Consider the following 19,824-nt stretch of genomic DNA (forward strand, 5'->3'; position numbering starts at 1 on the left):
TTTTCAGCTCAACATCATGCCTCAACCTCTACTCGTGCGCTGCAGACCTGGCTGAGATGTGCGTTTACGTCTGCACCAGACTGCGTCGTCGGGTCCATTCCGGCAAATTCAATTTTGCAGGCCAGACGACGTCAAATCAAGCGGGACACTCGCTTGCATTGGAGATTGCTCGTCCGCTTGGCGCTTGCGACCGGAGCCAGATTGCAGGAGCTGGTGCTGGCCGAGTGGTCGGAATTTCCGTCGTACGTGGTATGGGTGATTCCCGAGGATCACTGCAAGAGTGGCGAATGGCGTCCCGTCCCATTGGGCCGAAGCGCTCGCAGAGTCATCAAGTTGCTGAAGAATTTGCGAGACCCGAACGACCCGCGCCTTTTTCACACGATAAAGAACCCGGCAGCCGCCTCGGGTTGCTTCCACCGCTACGTCAGGGAAGCTGGAATCGTCAATTTTCGATTCCACGATCTTCGACACGAAGCGATCAGCCGCTGGTATATGTTTGAGCGAGGACTCAAAGAACGCCACATCAGCTGCATGGTCGGACATTCGTCTCGCTCCCAAACAAGAGATTATGTGCTGCTGCGAGCTGATGAGCTGGCCGAACTGCTCAATTGACAAGCTCCCGGGCGTTTGATTGTTGAAGAATAGGGCGGTTGCGGCCAGCGTCGCAACCGCCTCATTCGCTTGCTTCGGGCGCGGGGCATACTTAACACGATCGAGCCACCGCAAGAGGGGGCCGCTCCGAATGCGGACAGACTTCGTCGCTGGTTTTGCGAATGTGATCGCCGCATGCCGTCAGTCGGCGGACAGCGACGAGAGGCAACGGAGGCATTGACGCGCAAAGCAGCGCGAGAGAGGTTGTCGGCTTTCCGACGAGGCGACGGCGCCATGGACCATCGAGAAACGCCCCCGACGACAAGCGAAAAGCTTGATCGAATTTACGAAGAATTCGCCGCCGCGATCGCGCACACCGTGCGCGTCATGAGCATTGACATTGGAGCCAGGCTCAACGCTGAAGGGGAGAAGGATCAAGTCGTTCGAGACTACGTGGTGGAGTGCCGCGATCGATTCTTCCCTTGCGAACTGAGAATCAAACCGCTTGGCTATACGCCTCCGCGAATCAACTTCTCCGATTTCTCCGAGCCGGCCGACACAGAGAAGAACGCTGGCAACGGAAACGAGACAAACGGTTAAGCGTGGGTGAGAGAATCGTTTGAGCGCGACGCCCGCATGCTCCGCCGCACGGCAGGCGGGCGCCTAAAATCTCGTCGCAGAGCGAATGCCTCTCACGGTGAAGGCCTCTTGCTCGGAGGGGCCGGGGCCGGGGTCGGACTTGGCCGTCGGACATGCAAAACCGGAACGCCTTTGTGGCGAAGCGTGGCGAGGAATGCGGCGACAGAGGAAGACCCAGGGACCAATGACACGCCCCCGCCCTTGGTTTTCACCAACAGCTCAAGGATGTCTCCTTCTTCGTTTTCCACCACCACGACGTAGTCAATGTCGTCGATCGAGAATCCTCCGATAACGGGCACATAGGTTTGCGTGGAGCTTGACTGATTTTGCATTGGTCAATTCGGCCCGGCACCGACGTGGAAGGCGTTGTCGGAATTTTACGCCAAGGCTCCGCCTCGCCTCTGCGGAGCGAGACCGCCCGCCAATCTGCTTGCCGTCCCGCGCAACCATCGCTTCGCCAACTTGCGCCCCTCTTCCATTGCGCGCCTTCCATCGGGAACAGCCTCGAAGCGTCCGAAACTCGCAAAGTCGCCGCCCTTGTCGATGACGATTCGTCATGGAAGGGCCGCCTTCGCGCATAGATTAGTTTTTTGAAGGCTTTCGGCCGGCTCGAATATTCCTGCGCGCTCGCGCGCCGCTGGCCGTGGCGCTCGCCGGCCGCGTTTGCGCGTCACCACCGCCCAAAATGCTGTCAATCACCAAAATCAACTCCGCCAAGAACCAAACCAAAAAGCTTGGCGGCGATGGCTATCTTGATTATCTGGGCGCCCCCAGCACGCGCCAGCGCGGCGACTTCGACGATTACGCGCGCGGAAAACACCCCGAACTCGGCCCCCCGCCGTTTTGGGCATGCTCCGGAAAAGACGCTCTCGGCTTGGGCGAGATCGCGGAGCCCGAGCAAGTCGAGCGGCTCTCGCGCGGTTTCCATCCTTTGACCGGCGCGCCGTTGACGCAAGGCGCTGGCGACGCGCATGTCATGGGCCTCGACATGACGTTCTCCGCCCCCAAAGACGTCTCCGTGGTCTTCGCCGGCGCTGACGCCGCGACGCGCGCGGAGCTTGTCGCCTGCCTTCACGAAGCCGCGCGGGCGGCGCTCGGCTACGCGGAGCAAGCGTCGATCACGCGGCATGGGCGCGCCGGCGCAATCAGGCAGTTCGCCGATGCGTCCATCGCCGCGTGCTACACGCATTTCGCGAGCCGCGCGCTCGATCCGCAGCTGCACGTCCACGCGTTCCTGTTCAACGCGGGCAAGAGGGCAAACTTCGACGAATGGAGCGCCTTGGAGCAACGCCCACAGTTTGACCGAAAGATGGCGACGGGCGCCCTTTTCCGTGTTGAGCTGGCGGCGCGCTTGCGCGAATGCGGCTTCCTGATCGCGGCAGACGGGCCGTATTTCCAGATTGTCGGCGTCACCGACGAGCAACGCCGCGCCATGTCGAAGCGAAGCCAAGAGATCGCTGAGAACCTGAGCGACGCGGGCGCGCTCACAGCTTCGTTAAGCGCGGCGCGCGATGTCGCCGCGGTGAACACCCGCTCCGCCAAGTCGGAGCCGCCGTTGCCTGAGTTGCTCAACCGATTCGATCGAATGGCCAGCGAGTTGGGCCTGATGCCCGAGACCGTCGCGGCGATGAGATCGAGGGAAGCGACGCCGTCGCCGCGCGGCCAGACCGCGGAACGCGGCCTCGCCTTGGGCGAAGAGACGCCCGAGCGCGACGCCTGCCCAGCGTTTCGCATTGACCACGCGGAGCTCCTGGCTCGGCTGACGGAAAAGCAATCGTGCGCGACGCCGCAAGAAGCCTTGGCTCTTATCTGCGAGAAAGCGATGGCGCAGTGGTCCGCAGCCGAATGCTTGGCCGAGCTCGATCGGTTCATGGAATTTGAGCGCGTTGTTCAGCTCGGCATGACCGAGCGGCTGACGCCTGTCTTCACCTCGCGCGCGACGCTGGAATTGGAGGCAACGATCAGTCGCCGCGTTCGCGACGGCGCCTCCAACCTTCGGCATCGCGTAGACCCTCGCCTTGTCGACGCGCGTTTCGACGCCTTGGAGACCGAGCTTCGATCCGCGCTCGGCGTCGGCGTTTCGCTCGATCAGCAGCGGGCCGCTGCGCTGCATGTCGTGGCCGAAACTGGAAATCACGTGCTGGTCGAAGGCTGGGCCGGAACCGGCAAAACCACGTTGCTTCGCGCCGTGGCCGGCGCTTATCAAGACGCCGGCTTCTCTGTGGTGGGGTGTTGCCAATCCGCCGCGGCCGCCCAAAATCTGAACCGCGAGACGGGCGTGGCGTCGCGCACCATCGCGAGTTTGCTTCTCTCGATCCAAAACGGGCGCGCCCGTCTTGATGAACGCTCTATCTTGCTGCTCAACGAAGCTGGGATGGTGGGCTCGCGCGAGTTCGGCTTGCTTCAAGACGCCGCTCGCGCGGCTGGCGCGAAATTCATCGCCGTGGGCGACTCCAAGCAGCTTCAACCCATCGAGGCCGGAGGTATTTTTTGCGCGCTTGCAAGCGAGCATGGCGCGGCGCAAATCTCAATCATCCGCCGCCAACGCACCGATTTTGAGCCGCTTTTTGCTTGGCTCGAAGGCGCGGGCGCGAAACGCTCAGGAGTTCGCCGAGAGCACGTCGCAGCGATGCGCGCTTTGCCTGACGAGTCAAAGCTCGAAGCGCTCGCGGCTCTCGGCGAAAAGAGCGCGTGGCTTCGCCAAACGATCGAGAAATGGAGAGAGCGTTTCGACCATGAGTGGCTGCGCGACGCTGTCGAGCTGTTCGCGACCGGAAACGCCGCGCCCGCGCTTCGATTGCTTGACGCGCATGGGCGCTTGCGCCTCTCGCAAAGCCAATCAGCCGCCGCGGAGTCGCTTGTGGCCGCGTGGGCCGCCGACAAAACAACGCTGCCGAAGAAAATGATGATCGCGGGAACGCGCGCCGAAGTCGCCGAGCTCAACGCCCGCGCCCGGGCGGTTCTCGTCGAGCGAGGAGACGTGCGCGACGGCGATGGACTCGAGATCGAGATCAAGCGCCGCGACGACACAACGGCAATCAAGCGCTTCGCCGCGGGCGACCGCATTGTGTTCACTCAAAACGACCGCGAGCTGGGCGTCGCGATCGGCGCGACAGGGACAATCGCCGTCATCCAGCCCACGGTCCGCGGCCCCGAGCTGATCGTCGCGCTCGACGACCCGAACGCCCGGGAAAAAAGCCGCGTGCGGATTCCCGAAGCCTTCGGCCGGTTTGATCACGCGTATTGCCTCACGAATGCCAAAAGCCAAGGCCGGACCGTCGACAGCGCGTATGTGCTTGCCAACGCCATGGCCGATCGCGAGTGGACGTATGTCGCCGCCAGCCGCTCGCGTTTCGCGACGACTCTCTTCGTCGACGCGTCGGCGATCGCGATGGGCGATCCTGAGTCGCACCTCTCTCGCCCAGATGAAACTTTCGATCGAGACCAAGCCGTGGACGCCTTGGCGCGGCGCATGAGCCGCAGCCGCGCGAAAGGCACGACCTTGGATTATCCGATGCCGACGCAAGGCGAAAGCGCGACCGCGCAGATCAAAACCCCAGAGCCAACGCGAGCGCCGACCCATTCAACGCTTGAGGCATCAACGCGCGAAACGCTTTCGCAGGAGCAGAAGGAGGCGCTGCGCGAGCTGGCCGGGATTCGACGCGACCATCCGCGAGAAACCGCGCCCGAGCTTTGCCGTTGAAACGATGACAAAAAGCTGACGGGTTCGCCAACGCGCGAGCGGCGGCGCGGTTGTTTTGCGCAAAAGGAGGAATGCATTGAGCGCATCCAAGAATGAAAAACGATGGGGCCGCGAGCAGATCAGCGTGTGGCTTTCCGCGCGGCGCAAGGCGCAATTGCGAGAAGTCGCCGCTCAACTTCCGTCGGGCGCGACGCCCGCCGACGCGCTCGATCGCGCGCTGGATTTGGCGACCATGCCGATTTTAGCTCCGCGGCCTGACGCAGGCGAAGACTTTAATTCCTTCGAGGAAACTTCCGACATTGCTCGGCTTGAAGCAAAATTGCTGGCGGCGATCGAGCTGAATCACGAGAAAACGGCGCTCATTTCGCAGCGCATGGAACAACGCTTGGACGCCGTGAGCCTTAGGGTTCAACGAATCGACTCGAGGATGTCGGCCGCGCTCGATTCAGAGTTCGATGGCCACGCCACTCCGGATTTTTCCGTTTCGGGGGTTCAGGCAATCGGCGAATGGCTGCGCGGGCAGCAACAAGCCACAGGTGTGGCCGTCAAGAAATCTGCGCTCGTGCGCGCGAGTTGGCGAGCGAAAACGCGCGTCGTCGACGGGATCCTCGCGCTGGATTTTCATTGCAAGCTTGCCGCGATCGACGGCGTACGCCTTTCTCAGCCTATCGCGCCGACGCTTGCTCGCGTTCAAATCTCGGACTCCGACGGCCCGCTTTCGCAAGTCGACAGTATTGGAGACGTCGTCTTTGTCTGCGAAGCTCTCGGCGGTTGCGGATGGAAAATCACTTTTCATCCGATCGGCTCAGACGGAAAAGCGGCTCGCTCGATCGGCTCGATCAAGTGCTGATCTGCGCCGGCTTTTCGCATTTGCGCGCTCGTTGGTTTCCCCACGGGAAAAGGTGCGTCGGGTGTATAGCCAAAAAAGAGACCGAAAAGAACGACGAGTCAAGAAACCCGGCGACTCACATCAGCGCGGCCGCGGCGCGAATCTGCCGCAAAACCGCGAGCGCTTCTTCGTTGCTCTTCGCTGCGGCCCGCGCGAGCTGCCGAAGCGAGGCGAAGTTTTCCGCGAAGTCGCGCAGATGCTTCGCGGCCTCGATCGCTTCCGCTCCGTCTCGATTTGCGTCCGCTTGCTCGATGATCGGCTCCAAATTCGCGGCCGCTTGCGCGCACTCGCGAAGCCCCGCCGCAACTGACAAATACTGCGGCGACACGAGGCGATTGACCGCATCTTCAAGCCGTTGCGCGCTCTGCGCCGCGGGCCCGGCGCGCCCCTTCGCGTCCCGAAGCGCGGCCAGAGACGCGGCTCGAAGCTCGTCGATTTCCCGCTCTTCTTTCCGCAGGCTTGTGGCCGCTTGCTCTGCCAATCCTTTAGCGTCGCGCAGCTCGGTGAGCATTGCGCCCAAATCGAAATTCTGTTCATTCATTTCCGGTTCCTCCGCGCTTCGTCGGCTGGCGCCCTGCCGACCGGTTTCAGAACTTCTTTTCGGCGCGGTCTTCAACGTTCTTTAATTATTCGACGCGCTCTCGTTTGTTCCGAGCGCTGCCTCTAGTTTCGTTCAGAGGTTCGCTGGACCACTTCCGCGAACGCGCGCGCAGCGCCATCATCAGATTGCGTCCGGGGAAAATTGGCGCGCAAAACAACTCCAACGACAAATCAAAACGATGACCATGTGTTCAACGGGATTTTTGCGGAGCGCCGCTCGGCGCGCCAAGCTCGTCTTTTTCTCTCATGAGCCCCGCGAGGCGACACTCGAACAGCGAGCGGAGCCGGCCTCCGCTAAACCGCGGCGCCGACGCCACGGTCGCTCGTCGATCGAGTATCGCGAAGCGCACCGCGGATATCTTCTCCGCGCCTCGTCCAACGAAAGCGGATCTTTCTCGCTTTCCGTCGAGGGCCCCCACGGTCGCGTGCCGCCCCCGTTGTCCGAGCGGCTCGCCTTCGCGGGCTGCTCGCCGAGCCGGAGGTTTTCAACCGTTCACGACGCGATTGACGCGACCGCGAGGGCGAAAAGCGAAATCGACCGATTCCTCGCCAGCGTCGGAGACTGACGTTCGGCGACGGAGTGCCCCCGAGGCTGGCCCGTTCCCTGGGCAGCATGGGTCGAGGCCCCCCGCGCATAGAATCGCAAACGTTTTCGGGCGGTCCAAAAATTTGAGACATAATTTGGCCCAATTATTGCGAAATGACCGACGTAGTCGCCGCGCAGGCGCGAGGCAAAAATCATTTTGAGATGACGCGATGAATGCGAAAAGAAAAACAATCGGCCGCTTCGAACAATGGTCGGACGAGGTCCGCCCGGCTATCGACAAAAGGCGCGTGCTGGTGGTCGACGATTATCAAGACATCGCCGACGCGCTCTCCGCGATTCTTGAAGTCAAAGGCTTCGACACGCGAGTGGCGCTCGCGGGCAAGTCGGCTCTCTGGCTTTTCCAAACGTGGCGGCCTCACGCCGTGATCCTTGACATATCGCTGCCGGATGTCAGCGGAGTCGAGATCGGCCGGCGCATGCGCTCCGCCGCGCGCCACGACGCGGCGCTTCTGGCGCACACAGCGTTGGACGCTTCGGAGATTCGGCGCGACGCGATCGCGGCCGGCTTCGGCGCGTTTCTCGGCAAACCCGTCTCGCCGCCGGAGCTTGCCGCGGTGATTGACGCTCTGTGCCCAGGCGCGCGGGAATGGGCGAAAGCGCGCCGGCGCGCCCGCGACGCGGCGTTCGCCGCTCGCCCTCAACCCTGAATTGGAACGCTTCGCCATTTGCGGCGGCGCGGCGCTTGCGCGTTTCACGACAGGCGCTCCCGCTTGCCGCGCCCGGTGCGCAACCGCGCCGCGTCAAGCGCGCGCGTTGGGCATGGAGAACACGAAAGTCGTCGCGCCGTTCGCCGACTCGACTCGGATGGATCCGCCATGCCGAGTGGCGATATGTGCGCAGATGAAAAGCCCGAGGCCCAGCCCTTCCGCCCGCTTCGATCGCTTCGGCCGCCAAAACGGCTCGAAGACATGAGCGATGGTCTCCGAGTCGAGTTCAGCCCCTTCGTTCGCGACCCGAATGACGAGCTCCGATTCGTTCGCATCAGCGACGACCGAAACAGGCCGGCCTTCATCGCCATGCGTCAACGCGTTGTCGAGCAAATTGCCGAGAAGCTGCTGCAACCGAGCCGGATCGCAGTCGACTGCGCGCGCAATTTGGATTTGGCTGTGGATCCGTCGCCCCGGATGCGCCGCCCGGGCCTCTTCGACAATCTGCGAAAGCCGCTCGGCGAGGTCCGGACAGCTCTGCCAGCGCATCGTGATGCCGCCGCCAAGCCGAGCCCGCGCCAAATCCAAAACGCCGTCAATCAACGAAGCCATGCGCGCGACTGCGGCCAAGAGAATTTTCGCGATCCGGGGCAAGTTTGCGCGCTCGGGCGCGATGGAGAGAGTTTCCCCCAAAGCTCGCACGGTGGACAGCGGGGTGCGCAGGTCATGCGCGAGGACGGCGACAAAGCGCTCCCGCTGCTCGGCGGCGGCCGCCTCGTTGTCCAGTCTCGCCTCCGCGTCGGCGCTCCGCCGCGTTTGCCCGATCAAAAGAGCGGCGAGCTCCGCGAACACCCCCGCCGCGTCGCGAAGCCCGGCGTCAGCGACCGAGTCCGCGCGCGAAGCCACAAGGCACAAGTTGCCAAAGAAGCTTCCGTCGCGCAGCACGATTGGTTGGCGCAAGCGAAACGCGCTGTTGTCCAGCGGCTGCGAGCCGACCGAAGGCTCGCCGCGCTCTGCCATCCAAGCGTGCTCCGGCCGATCCAGTCGCTGCCCGCTCGCGATGCGTTGCCCGGATCGGGCGCTCGCGGCGACCGCGCGCCATGGCCCTCGCGCGGGCGAAGCGACGACAGCCGCCTGCGCCTGCGGAGTCCGGCGGCAGATGACGTCGACGAGCTGCGCGAGCGCGTACGTCTCCGCTTCGAAAGCGGTGTCTTTGGGCAGCCCTTCGCCCGGCGCGTTCTTGTTTTTCATTAGAAGATTCGCGAGATTGCGCGCGGCGAAACGTGGGCTGGCTCGCCGCTTGCGCTCAGCCGCGATGCTACCGCGACTTCAGTCGGCGCGAAAGCGCGCACGCAAAACCGGCTTCCCGTTTCAACGTCCCGCCGGCCACCATCGCCTCGCGGCCTGCGCAGGCAGACACGAACCTCCATCCACGCCATGCCCAAATCGAAGCCGAGCAAGCCAATCCGCAGCGTCGCTAAGGCGGCGAGGCACAAGAAAGTCTTGTATCTGCCGCTGGATCGAGACTCGGTCGCGCAAGTTGCCCTTCAAGCGCGGATGGCGCTGGAAGTCGCGCGAGCCTGCCGAGGCGACGCGCCGGCTCTGCGTTGTTTGGCGCAAGCCGTCGCATTGACAGGCCTGATCGCCGCGGCGGGCCATGGCGAGATCGAAGAGGAAACGCTCTGCGCCGCCGAAGCCGCGTTTTCTGGGGTGCTGGCGTCCGGGAGTCTGAGCGGCTGGGGGCTCGACGCGCGCGAGCTGGCTGCGGCCACGGATGTAATCAATGAGCACGACCGGCAGTTGCGCGAGACGCGCCTTGACGTGGTTGTCCGCGCTTTTGAACAAATCGAGCGACGGCTTGGGCCGGGGCTGACGCTGGCCGAGCTCTTCGCGTTGCGCGACAAGCGCGCCTCACGCAAATAGTGGCGGAGTGTTTGCGCCGCGAGCCTACTCTCGCTCTGGGCTGCGGCTGTCGGCAGCAATAGCCTCCATCGTCGCCACCAATGTCGCCAAGAGGTCGGGGTGGTGGCGTCGCAGATGCTCGTGGATCGTCTCGTTGCGAAGCAGCCGCGTCGTGAAGCCCTTGGCGACGACAAGCGTCAGCATCGTGTCCCCGATGCTTTCCTCGGCCGCCTGGCTGTCGAGATTCAGCCGCTCCATCTCCTTCTCCATGCGCGCAAGGTCTTCTTGCGAGATCTGTTCGCCCTTCTTCGCTTTCGCCGGCTCCGCCAAAGCGTCGGGGCGCGTGGTCGCCAGAAGCATCTCCGCGTAGCTCGCCGTGAAGCGATTCGCCGCGATCATCATCTCGCAGGCTTCGATTTGCCGCATGGGCTTCATTTTTTTCAAAGTCGAAAAAACCCTCGGGATCACCATGCGATCTTTGAGCAAAGAGACGGCCTCCGTGGCGATGCCGTCGAGCAGATGAATCTTCTCTCGGACGCGTTTCACGTCCATTTCCAAGGTCGCCGCGATGCGCTCCTCCGATGCCCCCTTGGCAAGCGCAGCCCGGATCATTCGATGATCATGGACGGCAGTGCTTCGGTTGATGTGGCGGGTTGAAGGTGTAGCTTTCGTCGTCGGAGGACACCATGCACGGCGCTGTTTGCCTTTTCAATTCTTTGAGCGCCTCAAGCCGAAGGCGCCCGTCGAGCAAGTGATACTCGCCTTCGTTGTCGGCCGACCGAAATACAGCCAATGGCTCAATCACGCCCAGCTCCCGCACCGAGCTAAGAATGGTTCGAAACTTCGGCGTCGACAAAACGCGGGGCGCCATCGGCGCGCTGGGGCGAATGAGGGCGATGGGAACTTCAATGATTTTCCGCTCAAATCCGTGCTGGATGCCGCTCATGGCAATAGCTCCTCGGGGATGCGGCTCGCGAGCGCTTGCGGAATGTCTTTGATTCCTTCCGCTGTGAGCAAGGTGCGGAAATGCTCGTCGGCGAGCAGCCTCCGAAACGTCGATGTGATCATGAGAAGCCGCTGCTCTTGGAACGCGGCGTTTTGGACGATGCGGCGTTGGCGCCGAGCCTCGGTTTGATAGGTCCGAAGCAGCTTTTGCGGGGTGGGCGCGTCCTTGGGCATTGGCTTTTTGGAATGGTAGGCCTTCCCGATCGCCTCCCGCTTGGTGATCAGCTTTCGCACCTTGATCAGTTGATCGCCTTTCAGCGTTCCGCTCTCGTAAGCGGCAACCATCGCGGCTTGGATCTCGTCGCTTGATGAGCGCGAGATGTCAAGCGCCACCCACATCGGGATTTGTTTCTTTTCGACGGCGCGAAGCAGCCTCTGCTCGCCCTTCGACAACAAGTGCAGAATGTTGTTGATGTAGCTCGAGTCCAAGTTGGTCTTCTTGGCGATTTGCTCGCTCGTGTATCCGCGATCCCTGAGGATCTGCAAGCCGCTGAGAAGCTCCTCCGTTGTGTGCCGCCGCCTTGCGATGTTTTCCGTCAGGCTGATGAGAAAACGCTCCACCCGATCCGCCTCGACCACGCAGCAAGGGATCATGGTTTCGCCCAGCGATTTCAGGGCCTCGAATCGCCCTTGGCCGCACAGCACCTCGTGCCATGGGCCGCCCTCGTCGTTTCCCCCAAACGCCACGGTGATCGGCCGCTTCAAGCCGACCGTCGCGATGTTCTCCACGAGCTGGGCAAAAAAAAAGCTGTTGCGCGTGCGCGGATTGAGGACTCGAAGGCGCCCCGCCGGCAGCAAGGTGATCTGCTCCTCGCGGGGCAGCGTGGCTCCCAACCCCTTGGCTTCGTCATCCATAAGACGCTCCTCGCAATGGCGCTCTGCGCCCCATGAAAGCCAACATCTCCAAGTCGTCAAAGCGAAACGCCTCCAAGCCGCGTTCGTTTTGCTCTCCGATGCGCAGCATCGTTTCGCCCATCCCCCATGCGGGCAGGAGGTAGTAGTCGCGGATCGCCTGAGCGTCCGGCTCCATTCGGACGGCCACAGTCAGGTCGGGCCGCAGCGCATGGTCGAGCCGAACGATCCAACGCAGGCCGCCGCCTGGCGTGGCGCGGCATCGGCAGAGAACCAACGAGGCCTTGAACTCGGCGTTGATCCACAGAAGGCCCGGTTCCGCGTCGCCCTCGACGGAAGCCCCCGCGGCCGCCATCGCCTCTTTGGCCTTTCGAACAATCTCAGGGTGCATCTCTCGCAAGCGCCTGTTGATCTCGACGTATCGGTAGTCGCCGTCCGGGCGGTAGCCGATGAGCGAATACGTGCGCAACAAGCTTCCGAACCGGCCGCGAAACGCGCTGCTTGACGGGCAGTCCGGCGTCTCGTCGATGACTATCCCGGAGAGATAGCCGTGCTCTCCAAGAGCGCGCCGCAGGGCATCGAGCATGTCGGAGTCGCTCAGGCGATAAGACCGCGCGAGAATCATTTGGCGAGCCGCGTCAAACAGGATTTGATCGACAATCGGCTCGAACGCGTTGTCCTTCCTCACCCATTCGGCGGGCGGGTTTCTCACTCGCTCTTGTTTGAGCTTGTAGGAGACGCGATTCCAAACGTTGTGCCCCGCATACTTCTCGTTTATCAGGATCTGATGCACCGTCCCGCGCGTCCACACGGCCCCTCTGTCTGTGCGCGCCCCCGACGCGTTGAGGGCATGCGCGATCTCGCTCTCGGCGCGGCCTTCCTCGACGAACGCGCGGTAGATTTCGCGCACCGTGTCCACCTCTTGCGCCGGACCCGGGCGCAGGATGACCCGGTCGGTCTGGGCGAACTTGTGCTTGCCGGCGGCGAGCTCCGTCACTCCTCCGGACGGGTCGACGACGGCTCGTCGAAGCCCATAGCCCGCCGCGCCCCCTTGGCGGTAGCCGATTTTGATCAAGCGCGTTTGCCCCGCGTGAACCTTGACGCTGAGCTCGCGGCTGTATTCTCCGGCCATCGAGCGCTTGAGGCTTTTGATGATGCTGCTCACTGGGGAGCCGTCGTTTTCGAATTGCTCCGCGCAATAGAGGACGCGAACGCCCCCTTGCTTGCATCGGATTTCGTAGCTCGCGCTTTCGTCCGGATCTTGGAAGCGTCCCCAGCGGCTCACGTCATAGACCAACACGAAGTCGTAGTCGGCCCGGCCCGACTCCACGTCTCGCAGAAGAGCTTTCAAACCCTCTCGGCCATCGAGCCGCAGCCCGCTTTTGCCCTCGTCGGCGTAAATTCGCACGATGTCGAGATTGCGCAACTTGGCGAACGCGCCGATGACTTCGCGTTGGTTCTCGGTGGAGTATTGCTGGTGCTCCGTCGACATGCGCACATACGCGGCCGCGCGCGCTCGCCCGGCGGCTCCGTCGTTGCTCTTTCGATCGCGCGCGGGCCAAATCACGCTTTGCCTCCTTCGCTCGGGGACCGGCGGCGCCGACAAGCGACGCGCCAAGCCATTCGTTGACTCTCCCGTTCGGAAACTATACGTTTGGAGGCGAGAAACATGTTGCCAAGGAACCGCAAGAACTTGCGCGACGATCAACCCGTCGGCGCTGAATATCCCCTCGCGATCGCGGTGGCTTTGAAGTCAGACTTCAGAGACTCCGCGAACGCGGTCAAAGTCGCGGCGCGCTGGACCGGAGCCAGCGAGCGAACCGCGCAAAACTGGCTGAACGCGACGCGGGGGCCGAAAGGCGAGCATCTGCTCGCCCTCGCGCGGCATTCGAACGCCGTCCACGCCGCTTGTTTGGTCATGGCAGGGCGAGCCGACGGATCCGGGAGCGACGTCGACGCGTGCATTGAGCTCCTGCTGAAAGCGATCGACTTGCTTTCTGGGTGCCGATAGCCCTCGTGCCCGCGGCACGCCCTGCGACGCTCAGACCGCATCTGGAATATCGATGTCGGCCAAGGGCGGCCCACGCTTTGAGAAGCCGGTGGATGCGAAGCGCATTTAGCGCGCTGAACCGCCAGTGTCATTGCTTCCGTTCGTCCTAAAAGGCTGGCCAGCAGCGCGTCAGGCGAGTTGTCGGTTCAGCCTTGGGGGCTGTTGGTTCCATGGCTTGCGCCGCGACGCGCCGCTCGCGTCGGGACGAGGCTCAGCAGCGATTCGATGGTTTGTCGTTTCGACGCACACTCCTTTTCGGCGCCCAAAAACCCTTTTATACTCTGCCCGCTGGAATTGTCCGACTTTAAAAATAACGGAGAGGGCCCATGGAAGAGTTCGAGCAACAACCGTTCGTCGACGCGGAGCTGTTGGAGAATCCCGAGCCTCGCTGCCCGTGCATCCTTTTGCTAGACACGTCGGCTTCCATGCGGGGCGAGCCGATTCGGCAGTTCAACGAGGCGCTGTCTCTGTTCAAAGACGAGCTGTATGCGGACTCCATGGCGGCCAAGCGGGTCGAAGTGGCGATCGTCACGTTCGGGCCGGTCGCGGTTCGGCACGACTTCGCCACGATGGACGGCTTCTTCCCGGAGGCCTACGAGGCGAACGGATCGACTCCCATGGGCGAAGCGATCGCTCAAGCGCTTCAACTTCTGCGCGAGCGCAAAGACCGCTACCGCGCGAACGGCGTGAAGTATTACCGTCCATGGGTCTTCCTTTTCACGGACGGCGCGCCGCCGGACCGCTGGGAAGAAGCCGCCCAGCAAGTGCGCTCGGGCGAGGACCGCAAGGAGTTCATGTTCTACGCGGTCGGCGTCGAGCAGGCCGACATGGCCCTGCTCTCGCAGATCGCCGTGCGCCAGCCTTTGAAGCTCAGGGGGCTCGCGTTCCGCGAGTTCTTCTCGTGGCTGTCCGCGTCCTTGGGCTCGGTGTCTCGGTCCAGCCCCGGCGACCCGGTGCCGCTGGCCAATCCGACCGCGCCGGACGGGTGGGCCGTTGCGGGTTGACCCGCGCTGGCGCTGGGCCGCCGCGTCGCGCATCGGCACGTCGCATATTCGGCAAGGGACGCGCAGGCAAGACGCTTTTAGCGTCTCCCTGTCGGCTCGGGGCTCGCTTGTCGCCGTCGTCTCCGACGGCGCGGGCAGCGCGAGCCATGGCGGAGAAGGCGCATCGCTGGTTTGCCGCGTTCTGTCCTGCCGCTTCCGCGAGTGGTTTGAGCGGAACGAGCGCCTTCCAAGCGACGGCCAAACCGTGTGCTGGATCGACGATCTGCGCGACCGCTTGGGGCGCGCCGCCTCGAACCGAAACATCGACCGAAGGCAGTTGGCCGCGACGCTGGTTCTTCTGGCGACAAGCGGCGACGAGGCGTTGTGCCTGCACATTGGCGACGGCGCCGTGGTCGCCCGAACAGGGGGCCAGTGGGAGACCGTGTCGGCCCCGAGAGCGGCGAGTTCGCTTCGACGACGTTCTTCGTGACGGACGACCCCGAAGCGCGGCTGCGCGCCCGGCGAATCGACGCGGGGCGGGACGCTTTCGCGCTGTTTTCCGACGGCATCGAGTCGCTGGCGTTGGAGCAAGCGACGCTGGCGCCGTCGCCGCGCTTCTTCGAGCCGATGCTGCGGCCGATCGACCAAGCGGGCGAGCGAGGCCGCCTCGGCGCGTTGTCGGGAGCGCTGGGCCGCTACCTCGACGGCAAACCGATCTGCGATCGGACCGACGACGACAAAACCCTGGTCCTCCTTTCAAGCCGATGAGCGCGCCGTCCGTCTTGATTTCGGGAAAGCGAGCGCGGCTCGGCGGCTTGCTGGGCCGCGGCGGAGAGGGCGACGTCTATTTCATCGAAGGCCGCCCGGGCAAAGCCGTCAAGCTCTACAAGAGCGATCTGCGCGCGCCTCGCGAAAACAAAGTGTCGGCGATGGTGGGGAGCCGGCTGTCGGAGCGAACCAGCCTTGTCGCCTTCCCGCTGGAAATCGCCGCCGACGAGTCGGGGCGCTTCGCCGGCTTCGTCATGCGCTTGGTGTCCAAGCACCGGCCGATTCACGAGCTTTATGGGCCCAAGTCCCGAAAGATCCAATTTCCGAGCGCGGACTATCGATTCCTCGCGCGGGCCGCCGCCAACGTCGCGCGCGCCGTCGCCGCGGTCCATGACATGGATTGCGTCATTGGCGACTTTAATCATTCGGGCGTGCTCGTCAGCCCGAGCGCGACTGTGGCGTTGATCGACGCCGACAGCTTCCAATTTCGGGCGCAAGGCCGGCTGCATCGGTGCATCGTCGGCACCGAAGACTTCACGCCGCCCGAGCTGCACGGCGCGCGCCTCGGGGAGATCGAGCGGACGAAGGCGCATGACCATTTCGGGCTCGCGGTCGCCATTTTCCAGTTGTTGGCGATGGGGCGGCATCCCTACGCCGGGCGTTGCTCGGACGCCGATCTGAGCCTCGGCGAGTCGATCGCGCAAAACCGCTTCGCCTTCTCGATCGCCCGGCGAGCGCAGACTCGGACTGTCCCGCCTCCGGGTTCGATCCGGCTTGAGGATTTTCCCGCGCCGGTGATCGCTGCGTTCGAGGCCGCCTTCGGCGTCGACCCCGCCAAGCGCCCGACAGCCGCGCAGTGGGTCGCTCTGCTCAACGGTCTCGAAGCCGACCTGCGGCAATGCGCGGCGGTTCCCGCCCATTACTTTCCGCGATCCTCCGGCGATTGCCCGTGGTGCCGGCTGCTCGCCCAGTCGGGCATCGACATGTTCCCGGCCTTGTCTTTCCCGGCGACGGCGCCGTCCGGCGCCGATCAGTTCGACATCGACGGCGTGTGGACGGCCCTCAAGGCCCTCGCCTTGTCGTGCCCCGAGGATCTCATCCCCTCTTCGTGCGCGGACGCGGGCGTCTCGAAGCCGACCGCGCACGACGCCTTGGCGGAGCGGCAGAAGCGAAGAAACGCGCGCCTGTTCTGGATCATTCCCGCTTTGATCGCGTTGGCCACGATGTCGAAGCTGTTCGTAGTTTGGCTTGTCTGCGGCTTGGCCGCGGCCCTCTCCGCGGCGGCGGCGAAGGTCGACCCTGAGCCGTTGAAGAAGGCGTTCGTCGCCGCGGACGAGCGGGCGCGAGCCGCCGCTGTCGACTGGCTGAGGCGCATTGGCTATGTGGACGCCTTGGCCCTGCGGGCAGACCTTGAAAGCGCCGTCGACCAGCATCGAGCGCTCAACCAAGAGCTTGCGCGCGCCCTCGCGGACCTGCAAAGCACGCGCGAGTCCCGGCAACGGGCGGCCTATCTCGACGGGTTCCTGATTCGGCGCGCAAAAATTTCCGGCATCGGGCCGGCCAAAACGGCGACGCTGGCGTCTTTCGGCATCGAGACTGCCAACGACATCACGCGCGGCGCTGTGTTGATGGTGCCCGGTTTCGGCGAGGCCTACACGGCGCGGCTCCTCGCTTGGCGCCAGAACCACGAGAAGAACTTTCGATACAACACGCTGCGCGACGCCTCCGACGCGCAGGCTGAGAGCGCGGCGAAATCGGCGTGGGCAACCAAGCGCGTCGCCATCGAGAGCAAGCTGCGGGCGGGGCTCGCCAACCTGAAAATGGCGCCGGCAAAGCTCGCCGCGGCCAACCCAATGGCGTTCCCTCCGCTCCGCGAGGCGCTGGAAAGCCGGGAAGCCGCTCGGCGCCACTGCGAGCAGCTGGGCATTGCCCCCAGCCGACGCGACTCGTTGAGATCGTCGTCCCGAAGCGGCCAGCGCCCCCGGCGGCTCCGCCGGCCACGCCTCGAATTACCCATCCGCCCGCGCAGGCGCCGCAAGCGGCCAAACCACCGCTTTGCCCCAAGTGCTCGTCGGCAATGCGCCTTCAGACCGCGCGTCGAGGCCGGAACGCTGGAAAGCAATTCTGGGGCTGTCTCCGGTTCCCACGTTGCGACGGTGCTCGAAACGGTTGACCTCGCTTGCCAAACGGCACGCTCCTATCCTCGGGCGCAGTAGAAACAGGAAATTTGAGCGGGTAAGAACTAAATATCAAGGAAGCGGCCGTTGCGACAGCGTGATCGAAAAGGCTCGCCGACAAACAAGTAAGACGATTTTGACATTGAGGCTAAGTCGTTTGAATAGAGCGGTGGCTTCGCCCGAGCCACACTCGCGGAACTCTTCTCGCTGCGCAAACTATGCGAATACTCGCAGCCCCCCCGCTGTTGCTTATGAGCGAGAAGCAACAGACGTTGATTACAGGCGTGGGCACCTACTTCGAAGTGGCCCCTATGCGGCGAGTGAATTGCACCGCGACGATTTGCGAATCGACATAGGCTCAAAAGGCGATTGCGTCATGCACTATGACGAGGGCTTGAGCACGCCCGATCGCATGACCGTGTGCTGGAACATTTCCATCACCAATATCAGCGAAGCAAAGACCTCGATCGTTAGCGTTGAGGTTCACGATCTGCGCAAACCCGACTATGAGCGCGAGAGCGCCAACTTTCCTTTGCTGATGGGCGCCGCTTGGTCCGAAAAGGCCCGATTGCAGTTTCCCGACTTTCCAGAGGCGATCGAGCCTGCTCAAACGGGTCGAATGACGATATACGCCGAGGTAAAAATTCCGCCCCAAAACGCCGCCAAGATCGCCGCCAACGAGCGCGCTGAGATTCTCTCACCAAACGGTTTCGATGGCAGCAAGCCGGATCGGAAGACTCGATTGTGCGACGTGGCGGGCTGGTTAGAGGAGGAAAAATGCCTACCCCGCTATGAAGTCATCGTCTCGACCGCTCGTGGGGCGAGCTTTCGATTGCCACTGAATAGCCCGTTTCTGTTTGAAAGCACCTATTGATGTCGTAGTGGTTTCAAGCAAATGAAAGCCCGGCTCACGTTGCTTTGAGGCACCTGTCGGGTTTTGCGGCGATTCAGTCCCAACAGATGGTTCGAGACCGTTCTGCTTCAAGCGAGGCGTGGCGCCGCCCAACACTTTGAACTGTCGAGCACAAGCTTGACTACGGGGCGACGCTCACGCATTCCGTCCTTTCGTCAGCCAAAGGGTGCCGCCGATTGACTGCGCGCCAGCTGAGTGAGAAAAGGCACGATCTCATCCGGAGGACTCAATGCAAATATCTCAAAAGGAACTTGATGCCGGGGGCTTCGGTTTCATGCTTGGCGCCATTGCCACTGCATTCATCACGCTTGTTGGCGGTTCCGCTATATCAAACTGAACTACAACGCGTGAAACACGACCAGGGTTATCAAGCCCGCCAGCACAATGCTCACCCCGCCCCTCGCGACAACTCCAATCACGCCTCCGATCGCCCAAGCGATCGCAGTGAACGCAACAGCGAGTCGTCCTATTAGCCACCACATCGCGACAGCGAGGAGCACAAAGACGATCCAAGCCAGAACGCTTGCGCCAAGACTTTCAGCGTAGGCTATCCAATCAGTAAGAGACATATTTCTTAAACCGGAAAGAGTAAAAAGTGAACTGGCTCGCAACGCCGTTTCTGCTCAACATGGTCGAAGGGATACTAACAGCCCCGATGCTTTAATCGGGTGTTTCGTTCGCTCGAAGAGTTCTAAGGCGCTAAAATCTGGTGGTCCAATCCAGTGGACCACCAGATTTAGGGCCCTCGGCCAAGCTGAGCCAAGCGGGGCGCGCGTTTCCGGGAATTGTCCTTGTCTCCCTGATTCGCCACCAAATTGCAAAAAAAGCCCTTGATCTCACGATCAAGGGCTTTTTTCTTTTCCGGCTATCATTCGTTGTCGTCCGAACTCGGATAGGCGACAACGCTGAGCCTGACGCCGAGTTCGCCCATTAGCGACAAATCTTCGGCTGTGAATTCCACGGCTGCCACGAATTGGTCTTGCGTCCCAACGCTGACGCCCAAGGACAACTCGGCCGCGAAATCGGCGCCTCGAAGCGGAATGCTCAAAGCCTTGCAACGACTGAGCATCGCGCGAACGCTGTCGCACATCTCGCGTGGCGTCTTCGCATCGGCTATATCGATGCCAAACCCCGACATCGTGTGGAAAGCATCACGCCGTTTCACGTCGCCCTTTTTCCAGCTTGTTTGCGGCGTCAACCCAAGCTGATTCAGCACATGGTCGACTGCGCTTTGTTCGCCTCGGACCCAAAGTACGGCTGCATTCATGGTGTCTCCCGAAACGGCCACGTTCAACTGCACGCCACGGACGACACGACTTTGCAGAGTTGAAATGCCGCGACGCGTCCGACCGCTTCCTATTCGTTCGATAAAAGGTAGTGTGCAGAATGATGTGCAAAAACGCTGAGGCGGCAGGAGCGCAGAGGCAGGGGTGGCCGTGGTGTAAGTTGATGAATGTCCAGTTCGTCAACCTGCCCTCGGGAGGGCTTACGCCATGGC

Annotated in this window: 17 protein-coding genes and 1 pseudogene; 11 read left to right on the forward strand and 7 right to left on the reverse strand. The window is 62.7% G+C overall.

Features of this window, described 5'->3' with window-relative positions; translation table 11 throughout:
* From BVER_RS30255 to BVER_RS16645, 4 genes are all read left to right on the forward strand, one after another.
* On the forward strand, positions 1–612 hold a 612-nt coding region (locus BVER_RS30255), incomplete at its 5' end, for a site-specific integrase (protein ID WP_157056088.1).
* A 273-nt stretch (positions 613–885) separates the two neighbouring features.
* Positions 886–1,191 carry a hypothetical protein gene (locus tag BVER_RS16635; RefSeq protein WP_157056089.1) on the forward strand — a complete coding sequence of 102 codons (306 nt, stop codon included), beginning with the start codon at positions 886–888 and terminating at the stop codon, positions 1,189–1,191.
* Positions 1,192–1,915: 724 nt separating this feature from the next.
* Positions 1,916–4,933: a MobF family relaxase gene (mobF, locus tag BVER_RS16640; RefSeq protein WP_050454256.1), complete on the forward strand. Its 3,018-nt coding sequence runs from the start codon at positions 1,916–1,918 to the stop codon at positions 4,931–4,933.
* 76 nt (positions 4,934–5,009) lie between these two features.
* Positions 5,010–5,783 (forward strand): hypothetical protein, encoded by a 774-nt coding sequence (locus BVER_RS16645; protein ID WP_050454257.1) that lies wholly within the window; start codon positions 5,010–5,012, stop codon positions 5,781–5,783.
* Positions 5,784–5,898: 115 nt separating this feature from the next.
* Here BVER_RS16645 and BVER_RS16650 read toward each other — a convergent pair whose 3' ends face one another.
* A complete protein-coding gene (locus BVER_RS16650; RefSeq protein WP_050454258.1) occupies positions 5,899–6,363 on the reverse strand; it encodes a hypothetical protein in 465 nt (154 codons plus the stop codon).
* 815 nt (positions 6,364–7,178) lie between these two features.
* Between BVER_RS16650 and BVER_RS16660 the strand changes: the two genes are divergently transcribed.
* Positions 7,179–7,676 (forward strand): response regulator transcription factor, encoded by a 498-nt coding sequence (locus tag BVER_RS16660; protein ID WP_050454260.1) that lies wholly within the window; start codon positions 7,179–7,181, stop codon positions 7,674–7,676.
* A 93-nt stretch (positions 7,677–7,769) separates the two neighbouring features.
* Here the strand turns inward: BVER_RS16660 and BVER_RS16665 are convergent, their stop codons facing one another.
* Positions 7,770–8,927 carry a sensor histidine kinase gene (locus tag BVER_RS16665; RefSeq protein WP_050454261.1) on the reverse strand — a complete coding sequence of 386 codons (1,158 nt, stop codon included), beginning with the start codon at positions 8,925–8,927 and terminating at the stop codon, positions 7,770–7,772.
* A gap of 186 nt (positions 8,928–9,113) precedes the next feature.
* Between BVER_RS16665 and BVER_RS16670 the strand changes: the two genes are divergently transcribed.
* The gene (locus BVER_RS16670; RefSeq protein ID WP_050454262.1) at positions 9,114–9,599 is read left to right on the forward strand and encodes a hypothetical protein; all 486 of its coding nucleotides are present in this window, start codon (positions 9,114–9,116) and stop codon (positions 9,597–9,599) included.
* Between the two features lie 24 nt (positions 9,600–9,623).
* Here BVER_RS16670 and BVER_RS33955 read toward each other — a convergent pair whose 3' ends face one another.
* Genes BVER_RS33955 through BVER_RS16685 form a run of 4 tightly spaced genes read right to left on the reverse strand, consistent with a single transcriptional unit; the run spans position 9,624 to position 13,002 of the window.
* Positions 9,624–10,190 (reverse strand): plasmid partitioning protein RepB C-terminal domain-containing protein, encoded by a 567-nt coding sequence (locus BVER_RS33955; RefSeq protein ID WP_232316588.1) that lies wholly within the window; start codon positions 10,188–10,190, stop codon positions 9,624–9,626.
* 7 nt (positions 10,191–10,197) lie between these two features.
* Positions 10,198–10,524: a ParB/RepB/Spo0J family partition protein gene (locus BVER_RS33960; protein WP_232316589.1), complete on the reverse strand. Its 327-nt coding sequence runs from the start codon at positions 10,522–10,524 to the stop codon at positions 10,198–10,200.
* A complete protein-coding gene (locus BVER_RS16680; protein ID WP_050454263.1) occupies positions 10,521–11,438 on the reverse strand; it encodes a ParB/RepB/Spo0J family partition protein in 918 nt (305 codons plus the stop codon). Before BVER_RS16680 ends, BVER_RS33960 begins: the two co-directional genes overlap by 4 nt.
* Positions 11,431–13,002: a recombinase family protein gene (locus BVER_RS16685; protein ID WP_050454264.1), complete on the reverse strand. Its 1,572-nt coding sequence runs from the start codon at positions 13,000–13,002 to the stop codon at positions 11,431–11,433. The genes BVER_RS16680 and BVER_RS16685 overlap by 8 nt, the downstream gene beginning before the upstream one ends.
* Before the next feature lie 126 nt (positions 13,003–13,128).
* On the opposite strand from BVER_RS16685, the gene BVER_RS16690 reads away from it, so the two are divergent.
* The 5 genes and pseudogenes from BVER_RS16690 (at position 13,129) to BVER_RS16710 (ending at position 18,287) form a co-directional block, all read left to right on the forward strand.
* A complete protein-coding gene (locus BVER_RS16690) occupies positions 13,129–13,446 on the forward strand; it encodes a hypothetical protein (protein WP_198155277.1) in 318 nt (105 codons plus the stop codon).
* A 365-nt stretch (positions 13,447–13,811) separates the two neighbouring features.
* Positions 13,812–14,489, forward strand: a complete 678-nt coding sequence (locus BVER_RS16695) for a vWA domain-containing protein (protein ID WP_050454266.1) — start codon at positions 13,812–13,814, stop codon at positions 14,487–14,489.
* Positions 14,479–15,236, forward strand: a pseudogene (locus tag BVER_RS33965) (PP2C family serine/threonine-protein phosphatase). The gene BVER_RS16695 and the pseudogene BVER_RS33965 overlap by 11 nt, the downstream one beginning before the upstream one ends.
* Positions 15,233–17,452: a hypothetical protein gene (locus BVER_RS33970; RefSeq protein WP_050454267.1), complete on the forward strand. Its 2,220-nt coding sequence runs from the start codon at positions 15,233–15,235 to the stop codon at positions 17,450–17,452. The pseudogene BVER_RS33965 and the gene BVER_RS33970 overlap by 4 nt, the downstream one beginning before the upstream one ends.
* Positions 17,453–17,789: 337 nt before the next feature.
* Positions 17,790–18,287 (forward strand): hypothetical protein, encoded by a 498-nt coding sequence (locus BVER_RS16710; protein WP_050454268.1) that lies wholly within the window; start codon positions 17,790–17,792, stop codon positions 18,285–18,287.
* A gap of 907 nt (positions 18,288–19,194) precedes the next feature.
* On the opposite strand, the gene BVER_RS16720 is transcribed toward BVER_RS16710, so the two are convergent.
* Positions 19,195–19,593 carry a DUF4279 domain-containing protein gene (locus BVER_RS16720; protein ID WP_157056091.1) on the reverse strand — a complete coding sequence of 133 codons (399 nt, stop codon included), beginning with the start codon at positions 19,591–19,593 and terminating at the stop codon, positions 19,195–19,197.
* Positions 19,594–19,824: the final 231 nt, after the last annotated feature.

The organism is Candidatus Burkholderia verschuerenii, assembly GCF_001189365.1.
GTDB lineage: Bacteria > Pseudomonadota > Gammaproteobacteria > Burkholderiales > Burkholderiaceae > Caballeronia > Caballeronia verschuerenii.